The organism is Tenacibaculum aquimarinum (genome assembly GCF_022478115.1).
Lineage (GTDB): Bacteria > Bacteroidota > Bacteroidia > Flavobacteriales > Flavobacteriaceae > Polaribacter > Polaribacter aquimarinum_A.
Genome location: NZ_JAKGSC010000012.1, coordinates 1 through 3,617, shown reverse-complemented (window position 1 = coordinate 3,617; position 3,617 = coordinate 1). Strand labels below are relative to the sequence as shown.

The following is a 3,617-nucleotide window of genomic DNA, read 5'->3' as shown; positions in this document are numbered from 1 at the left end:
GTTACCGTTACTGTATATGTACCTGCTGATAAATTTGCTATGCTTGATGTGGTTGCTCCTGTATTCCATAAATAGGTATAAGTTCCTGCTCCTCCTGTAGCTGATACAGATGCGGTTCCATCTCCGGTGGTTGGCCCATCTTCATCTGTTGAACTCATCGTTAACAAAATCTCCGTTGGCTCCGTAATTGTTCCTGAAATCGTAAACTCACAGCCTTTACTATCTGTAATCGTTACATCATAAGTACCTGCTGATAATCCTGATAAATCTTCTGTAGTACTATTAGCTGTATCATTCCATTCAAAGGTATAACCTCCGTTTCCTCCACTTACAGATAAATCTAATCCGCCTGTTGTTGCTTCAAAACATAAAACGTGAGTCGGGGTTAATGTTGCTGTTAATACTTCTGGCTCTGCTACTGTATATTCTTTTGTAATTGAACATCCTTGAGCATCAGTAATTATTACACTATAATCTCCAGCAGCTAATCCAGAAATATCTTGCGTAGTTTGCCCATTAGACCAATTATATTGATAAGCCCCATATCCTTCAGCTATAGAAATATCAATTTCGCCATTATTTTTTCCGTTACAAGTTACTGGGGTTAATGTTTCAGTTACTTGCATTGGATTTGGTAAATTCAATTCAACTTCATCTAGTTCAGAAGGAAAAGAACAACCACTTGAATAACTTCCATCGTAGGTTAATATGGCTTTAAAAATTCCTGTAAAATCGTTTGAACCCGCATAATTAAATGTACCTGAAAGTTGATTAGAAATACCTACTTCTACATTGTTTAAATAAAATTTCCAAGAATAATTTTCTGCTGATGGACTGCATCCAGATTGTTCAATACTACCCGAATAATCTACTGCTGTATTACATTCATCTCTAGAAATTGAAGCTGTTGCTTCTGGACATGGTACACAAACTTCCGGATTTGTAAATGTTCTATTTTTAATTACACAGTCTGAATTAATATAATTTATTGTTGACATACCTGGATCAGAAATCCCACAGGCTTGAATTGTAGATATTATTGAATATTTTAAAGTAACTGTTTCATTAGATATTCTATCTACAAACCAATCTATTTCTTGTGCTGTTGAAGTAAAAGTACCTTTACTTGACACCAAAGAATTTGGTACTATTTCAAAATCGCTAGAAAGTTTATCATTTACCAATGATTCTCCAGGAAGAGGAGTTGCAGCAGCTACTAATTGCCCTAAAATTTGACTGTAAATACTAGATAAATCTGCAGCATCATCTGTATAATATGCACCTGCATTTTGAATTCTATTTAACGTATGTCTTGACACATCTTCTTGATCATTACTAAGAGTTCCTGTAAAACCAACCGTAAATATATTTTGATCAAATGTTTCTCCATTAACAGTAATTTTTTCTATATCATCTGCTGCAGTAAAAGCACTTGTTTGACATGCTGTATCAAGAGTAGTATCATCACATTGACCATCTCCTGTAACATTTGTACCTAAACCATTATGCCATCTAGCTACACCGTCTGTAAACAAAATTATACTTCTAGATGTTCTACAATTAAATGTTGCTTGAGGAGCCGGCGGAGATAAAACTTCTTTAGCTTTTATTAGAGCATCTTCAAAATTTGTTGATCCACCTGTAGTTATATCATCTATTTGATCTAATATACTTTGTTTTGAAGTTCCACTTGTTAAGTTAATTTCTGTTGAAGCAAAGGAATTATAACTAATAATTGCAACCTTATTTTCTTGAGTTGGATCGTTTTGATTTGTAAAAATGTTTTCTACAAAATCTTTAGCTGCTTCTTGTGCTACTTCTAATAGAGTTTTAGTTTGGCCATTTATAGTAATTTCATCTGCCATACTTCCGGAATTATCTATTAATAAGACTACTTCTTGGGGCTGTATTGGTGGGTTACCTGTAATTGTTAATGTAATATCAAACTGATTACAGTTTTGAGCATTAGCTTCTATACTTTTATTAATTGTCAAGTTTTGACTAAATGAAGTAAACGTATATGCAAAAAACATTAGAATTAATCCAATGTATTTAGTATGTTGTGTAATTATTTTTTTCATATCTCCTATTCTTTAAATCCTTTTTAAAAACTTTAATACTTATTTCAATTCTGGATCGGGTATATAAGTTTTTAAACTAATTGAAGTTATTATGCTATTACATTCCTTTGATAAAACACTTACTTTTGAGCACTTCCAATAGTTTTTTACATTACCTTCAGGTACAGTAAATGTTACTTTTATTAGTTTTTTTTCTCCTGGAAGAAGATTTAATTCTTTAACAGGCTTATTGTTAAATGTTATAACTGATGATAATTTAAAAGGCGATACATTTTTCGAGTGAAAAGAATTTGAATCTTTTATACTCTTAAGACAAATCTCAGTATCTTCATCTACATTAATAGAATAGATAGAAGGTTTATTAGATGTATTGGTTAAGAATAGTTCATAACTAACATTTCCATGAGATACAGATTTCTTAGCTTTATTTCCAATAACTTCTAATATAGCTGCACAATTGGTTTTGGTAGAAAGGTTTTCTACTGAAGATTTAGTATAAGTTACACCACTTACACTAATAATAATTCCAAATATTAGGCCTATTAATTTAACTACCCTTATCATAATAAATCATTTTATCAATTATTATACTTATCAATAAAATTCTTAAATAAAAATGTTTTATGTACAAAACAAATAACTGTATCTAAGAACCTAGGGGAACTAAACACGGATACAATACCTAATAAATAAGGGCAATAGGTATAAACTTAGGGAAAATAGGGATGAAATTAAGGGATAAAAAAGAGTGTACAACGTATTGTTGTGAGGGAAGTTTACTAATTCTCTTAAATATTAATCAAAAGTAGAGATAAAAAAGAAATAAAAATAGGGTGATTTCCCCTATTTTTATACCTAATTACCACTATTCGGTGTAGAATCTGGGTCTAATTGGTTATTTTGAGTTACTTCTGAAACATTGGTAATTGTACCAGCTCCTATCACAATCGCTGCAATTTTCAATTCAATTGTTTGACCATTTAGCACAGTAATATTACTTAAGTCCCAAATATTAGCAATAGTATTATAAGTTGTTCCTGAAGGAATAATTGAATTACCTGCATCATATTGAAGCCCTGAAGGAAGTGCATCTGTAACCTGAACACCAAAAGCATCCTCAGGTCCATCATTTTTCAATTTTATCGTATAAATGATTGTATCTCCAACTTTAACAATTGCATTATTAACTGTTTTTGTTAAACTTAAATCTGCTGTACAGGAAGTTATTATTACATTTTGATCTGCTTTTGTTGAATTTCCACTTGCATCGGTAAATGTCCACGTTACAACTGTAGTTCCTAATGTAGTGATTGGAAAAGTTGTCGTAGTTGTTCCGTTGATAGTTGCTGGATCACAAGCATCTGTCGTAGTTGGTGTGGTTGGTGTCCCACTACATTCAAAAGTCTCGTCTGCAATTGTTGGTGTTGCTGGTGCTGTTGTATCGGTTATAACAACATTCTGTGCTTGAGTAGATGTGTTTCCATTTCCATCATCATACGTCCAAGTTACAACCGTAGTTCCTTGAGTGGTGATTGG

Annotated in this window: 3 protein-coding genes; all 3 read right to left on the bottom strand. The window is 32.2% G+C overall.

The features are described from left to right. Positions 1 to 2,081: VWA domain-containing protein (locus L1S33_RS13145; protein ID WP_240562673.1), on the bottom strand; the 2,081-nt coding region annotated here is incomplete at its 3' end. Positions 2,082 to 2,120: 39 nt separating this feature from the next. Continuing rightward, a complete protein-coding gene (locus L1S33_RS13140) occupies positions 2,121 to 2,645 on the bottom strand; it encodes a hypothetical protein (protein ID WP_240562672.1) in 525 nt (174 codons plus the stop codon). 291 nt (positions 2,646 to 2,936) lie between these two features. Further along, positions 2,937 to 3,617, bottom strand: a 681-nt coding sequence (locus L1S33_RS13135) for a DUF11 domain-containing protein (protein WP_240562671.1), incomplete at its 5' end; no start/stop codon positions are given.

Excerpts from the sequence above, each read along its gene's own strand:
- L1S33_RS13140 (WP_240562672.1), bottom strand. The coding sequence starts at position 2,645 with ATGATAAGGGTAGTTAAATTAATAGGCCTAATATTTGGAATTATTATT.